Origin of the sequence: Brevundimonas sp. (assembly GCF_016463485.1) — a bacterium.
Lineage (GTDB): Bacteria > Pseudomonadota > Alphaproteobacteria > Caulobacterales > Caulobacteraceae > Brevundimonas.
In genome coordinates this window covers 1-5,175 of record NZ_JAEMRD010000190.1, presented here as the reverse complement: position 1 = coordinate 5,175, position 5,175 = coordinate 1, and the positions used below count along the sequence as shown (strand labels likewise).

The window sequence follows — 5,175 nt, the reverse complement described above, 5'->3', positions numbered from 1 at the left end:
TCATCCTGGCCACCGACCCCGACCGCGAGGGCGAGGCCATCAGCTGGCATGTGCTCGAGGTCCTGAACAAGAAGAAGGCGCTCAAGGACACCCACGTCGAGCGTGTCACCTTCAACGCCATCACCAAGTCGGCCGTGCTCGAAGCCATGGCCGCCCCGCGCCAGCTCGACATGGAACTGGTCGAGGCCTATCTGGCCCGCCGCGCGCTCGACTATCTGGTCGGCTTCACCCTGTCACCGGTGCTGTGGCGAAAGCTGCCCGGGGCCCGCTCGGCCGGTCGCGTGCAGTCGGTCGCGCTGCGCATCGTCGTCGATCGCGAGCTGGAGATCGAACGTTTCCGGCCCCAGGAATACTGGTCGATCGAGGCCGATCTCGCCGCAGACAGCCCGCCCTTCACCACCCGCCTGGTCAAGCACGAGGGCAAGCGGGTCCAGCGCCTTGACATCCCGTCAGAGGCCGTGGCCCATGCGGCCCGCGACGCCATCAAGGCCGGCGACTTCACCATCAAGTCGATCGAGAAGAAGCCGGTCCGCCGCTTCCCCTCCCCCCCCTTCACCACTTCGACCCTGCAGCAGGAGGCGTCGCGCAAGCTCGGATTCGACGCCCAACGCACCATGCGCGCAGCCCAGAAGCTGTACGAAGGCGTCGACGAGACCGGCGGCCTGATCACCTATATGCGGACCGACGGCGTCCAGACCACGCCGGAGGGCATCGCCCAGGCCCGCGAAGTGATCGGCGACACCTTCGGCCCCGCCTTCGTCCCGGCCGAGGCCCGCTACTACAAGACCAAGGCCAAGAACGCCCAGGAAGCCCACGAGGCGATCCGCCCGACCAATATCGCCCGCCGCCCCGACAGCCTGCGTCTCGAATCCGACCTGCAACGCCTCTACGAGCTGATCTGGAAGCGGATGGTCGCTTCCCAGATGGAGGCCGCGCGCCTCGACCGCACCACGGTCGACGTCGAGACCCCGGACGGCCAGACGGGCCTGCGCGCCACCGGCCAGGTCGTCACCTTCGACGGCTTCCTCGCCGTCTATGAGGAGGGCCGAGACGAAAAGCAGAAGGGCACCGAGACCGAAGAGGACGACGACACCGCCCGCCTCCCGGCCCTGAAGGAGGGCGCCAAGGCCAAGGTCGACGCCATCCGCACCGACCAGCATTTCACCGAGCCCCCGCCCCGCTTCTCGGAAGCCACCCTGGTCAAGAAGCTGGAAGAGCTCGGCATCGGCCGCCCCTCGACCTACGCCTCCATCCTGACCACCCTGCGCGACCGCGAATACGTCCGCATGGACAAGAACCGCTTCATCCCCGAGGACAACGGCCGCCTGGTCACCGCCTTCCTGGAGCAGTTCTTCGGCCAGTGGGTGCAGTACGACTTCACCGCCGCCCTGGAGACCCAGCTCGACGAGGTCTCCGCCGGCGACGCCGACTGGAAGGCCCTGCTGCGCGAGTTCTGGTCCAAGCTGAAGCCCGCCACCGCTGCCGTCCTGGAGCGCCAGGGGGTGATCGACGAGCTCGACAGCGCCATCGGTCCCTTCCTGTTCCCGGACAAGGGTGACGGCGCCGACCCCCGCCTGTGCCCCCTGTGCAAGTCCGGCCGCCTGCACCTGAAGGCCAGCTTCAAGATGAAGTCGTCCTTCGTCGGCTGCTCCAACTATCCCGAATGCCGCTACACTCGCGGCTTCGGCGCGGGCTCGAATGCCGAAGGCGCCGAGGCCGGGGGCGACCGCGACCTGGGCCTCGACCCCGTCACCGGCCTGCCGGTCGAGCTCAAGATCGGCCGCTTCGGCCCCTATGTGCAGACCGCCGTCGCCGGCGAAGACAAGCCCAAACGCTCGTCCCTGCCCAAGGGCTGGTCGCCTGCGACCCTGTCCCTGGATCAGGCCCTGCGCCTGCTGGCCCTGCCCCGCGAGGTCGGGATCCACCCCGAGGACGGCAAGCCGATCACGGCCGGTCTGGGCCGCTACGGTCCCTTCGTGCTCCACGCCGGCACCTATGCCAATGTGGCCGACATCGACGAGGTGTTCGAGGTCGGTCTGAACCGCGCCGTCACCCTGCTGGCCGACAAGCGCGCGGGCAAGTTCGCCGGTCGCGGACAGGCGGCCGCCCCACTCAAGGACCTCGGGGCCCACCCGGAGACCGGCGAGCCGATCCACGTCATGGCCGGCCGTTTCGGTCCCTACGTCAAATCCGGCAAGGTCAACGCCACCCTGCCAAAGGGCATGGCCCCCGAAGACCTGACGCTGGAGGACGCCCTCCCCCTCATAGCCGCCCGCGCCGCCGCCGCTCCCAAGGCCAAGAAGGCCGCCGCAAAGAAAGCGGCTCCGGCCAAGAAGCCTGCGGCAGCGAAGAAGCCCGCCGCCAAGAAGGCCCCGGCGAAGAAGAAGGCGACGGCGTAGACTCTTCTTCCCTCGCACAGCGGGGGCTGCGGGCGGCTCGTATACGAGCCGTCCTCAGGCCCGTCGATCGCGAAGCGATCCAGGGTCGATGGGGGAAGTCTGGCTTCTTCGCTTTGCATCAAACGACCCCCATCGTCGCAGCCTTCGCTGCGCTCAGGGACGCGACACTTCCCCCGCTACGCGGGAGAAGAACAGCGCCAACTTCGCAACTTCGCGGCTCGAACCCCTTGCTCCACAACGGATTGCCTCGATGTTGAGCCCTTCGACCTGGCGCCGTCCCCGGCTGTGGTAAGCTGGTGGTCCGCCGACGTTCACATCCAGAGAGGTCCCACCCACGGCACCCGAGTTCACAGGATCCGGACTCCTCGGACTCCTCGGACTCTGTTTTTGAGTCCGGACTCATCGGACTCTTCGGACTCTGTTTTTTGAGTCCGGACAGTCCGCCGACACCAACCCCACACGCCCACGAAAGCCCACTCCTTGACCGACCCCTTCGGCGGCTTCGGCCCCGACGCGCTGCTGAACTGCTACGCCACCGGCGTCTTCCCGATGGGCGAGGCGCGGGACGATCCGCGCATATTCCTGGTCGAGCCGGAACAACGCGGCGTTATCCCGTTAAATTCATTTCATATTCCGTCCCGCCTGCGCCGCACGGTCCGCACCGAACCTTTCGTCGTCCGGATCGACACCGCCTTCGCCGCCGTCCTCGACGCTTGCGCCCAGCCCGCTCCGGGCCGGGAGGACACCTGGATCAACGGCCCGATCCGCCGGCTCTATCTGGAACTCCATGCCCGGGGCCGGGCCCACAGCGTCGAGTGCTGGCGGGACGAGCGGCTGGTCGGGGGCCTGTACGGCGTCACGCTGGGCGGCGCCTTCTTCGGCGAGAGCATGTTCAGCCGCGAGCGGGATGCTTCCAAGGTCGCCCTGGTCCATCTGGTCGCCCGCCTGCGACGCGGCGGCTGGACACTGCTGGACGCCCAGTTCCTGACCGACCACCTCAGCCAGTTCGGAGCGGTCGAAACGCCGCAAGCAGCCTATCTGGAACGCCTTGCCGTGTCCCTGACCTGCACCCCCGACAAGGGCTCGCTCGGTCGGCCGCTGTCAGGCGCGGACGCCGTGACCTATGCCTTGCAGCCCACGACCCAGGCGTCATAGACCGGATGCTGAAGGCCGCTCACGGCGGGGGTGGAGGCGAACATCCAGCCCCGGAAGATCTGCCGCGGCGCTGCCTGGACAGCCGTGCCCTTGGGCTGGAGAGTGATGTCCATATAGGCCACGGCGTCATTGACCGACTCGTTCGGCGCCGTGACCTCGCAGGCGCGGGCCGAGAAGATCAGGCTGCCGTTGAAGCGCACAGGCCTTCCGCCGACCACCACCTCGAACCGCATTCGCTCGGCCGTGACCTTGTCGATGGCCTCGACGATGGCGACCCGGCGGCGCTGGCGCGGCAGGGGAACCTCGGGCTCCTCGACCTTCTCGGCGGGCTTGACCTCGGCGTCGGACTTGACCGCGTCTTCTTCAGCCAAGGCGGCCGTCTCGTCCAGCTCACCCGTGGTCACCACGGGGGCCGGCGGCACGATGGCGATCGGTGAGGCGGGCGCGGGCGTTCCGGCCGGCGCGGCCTCGACCGGCGGGGCGTTCCTCAGGATGTCGCCGATCGGATCGACCGGTCGTGCGTCCTGGGGCGGACTGTCCTGCAAGCCCCCCGCGACCACGCCTCCGACACCCAGCCCGCACAGGACCAGGGCCGCAGCGCCGACGAGGACCACGTTGCGCGACATCATTCGGGCTTCCACGCCTCATAGTCGCCGGTCGCGGCCGGGCGCACGCCCTCGGCGGCCAGCGAGCCGGGCGGACGCCAGGCCAGGGGGGTGCCGGTCATGTTGGGACGGTAGTCCAGCTCGAACTTGCGGCGCACCAGCGGCTGCTCGGTCGGCGGCGCGTCATAGGTGTAGTGCAGCCAGCCGTACCAGTCGGGGGCCACCTTGGACGCCTCGGCATAGCCGTCATAGACGACCCAGCGGCGCTTGCGTCCGTCATAGCTGGTGTGATCCCGGCTCTCGTAATAGCGGTTGCCGAACTCGTCGGATCCCACCAGCACGCCGCGCTTGGCGATGGTGAACAGGGTCCCGACCGTGGCGCCGTTCCACCAGGTGAAAATCGTCTTGAGCAACTGAGGCGATCCCGAATCCAGGCCGCCGGGGAGGCCGACGACGCGTCCGCGATCATAGAAACCACAGGGGCCCACGTCCAGCATGACCGGTCGCCCATTACGATCAACATCTTGGGGGTAAGCCCACCCCGACCCGCAACATCTATTGAAGAGCCCCCGCCTGCGGCCTAGTCTGCTTCAGGATTTCCGGCACAGACGGTCCCGAATGCGCTTCACCCCCCGTTTCGCCCCGCTCACGGCCGACCTGTCGATCGGCCTGCGTTCGGTCGAGCGCGCGGCGACGGTCGTCGACACCGTAGCCCCTGACGGCTGGACCGACGCCCGGGTCGAGGCCTGGCTGGACTGGGCCGACACCCTGCCCACCGACCGTCCCGCCCTCGCCTGCGACATCCGCCCGGCACCGGGTCAGGCCGTGATGCGTCAGGCTGTGCTGGACGGGGCCCTCTGTGACTGGGCCGCCCGCCTGACCGCCTGGGGCCGCGCGGTCGGGGTGTTCGAGGGCGCGGCCGAGGCCCAGGTCTTCGCCGACGAGCTGATGGCCTCCGTCCTGCTGGGTCTCGCCGCCCCCGCCGCCGCGCGCACGGACGGTGCCCGCGTCCATCC

The 5,175-nt window shown here is 68.8% G+C and carries 4 protein-coding genes and 1 pseudogene; 3 read left to right on the top strand and 2 right to left on the bottom strand.

What is annotated here, in order from left to right:
- Together topA and aat are read left to right on the top strand one after the other, a co-directional pair.
- Nucleotides 1-2,399, top strand: a 2,399-nt coding sequence (gene topA / locus JHC99_RS17345; protein WP_292155900.1) for a type I DNA topoisomerase, incomplete at its 5' end; no start/stop codon positions are given.
- A gap of 480 nt (nt 2,400-2,879) precedes the next feature.
- Nucleotides 2,880-3,554 (top strand): leucyl/phenylalanyl-tRNA--protein transferase, encoded by a 675-nt coding sequence (aat, locus tag JHC99_RS17340; RefSeq protein WP_292155899.1) that lies wholly within the window; start codon nt 2,880-2,882, stop codon nt 3,552-3,554.
- On the opposite strand, the gene JHC99_RS17335 is transcribed toward aat, so the two are convergent.
- Together JHC99_RS17335 and JHC99_RS17330 are read right to left on the bottom strand one after the other, a co-directional pair.
- On the bottom strand, nt 3,521-4,183 hold the full coding sequence (locus tag JHC99_RS17335; RefSeq protein ID WP_292155898.1) for a DUF2155 domain-containing protein: 663 nt from the start codon (nt 4,181-4,183) through the stop codon (nt 3,521-3,523). The two genes, aat and JHC99_RS17335, sit on opposite strands and share 34 nt — an antisense overlap.
- Nucleotides 4,180-4,572: an NADH:ubiquinone oxidoreductase subunit NDUFA12 gene (locus JHC99_RS17330; RefSeq protein WP_292155902.1), complete on the bottom strand. Its 393-nt coding sequence runs from the start codon at nt 4,570-4,572 to the stop codon at nt 4,180-4,182. Before JHC99_RS17330 ends, JHC99_RS17335 begins: the two co-directional genes overlap by 4 nt.
- Before the next feature lie 205 nt (nt 4,573-4,777).
- Between JHC99_RS17330 and JHC99_RS17325 the strand changes: the two are divergent.
- Nucleotides 4,778-5,175 (top strand): annotated as a pseudogene (locus JHC99_RS17325) (hypothetical protein); the annotation flags it as partial.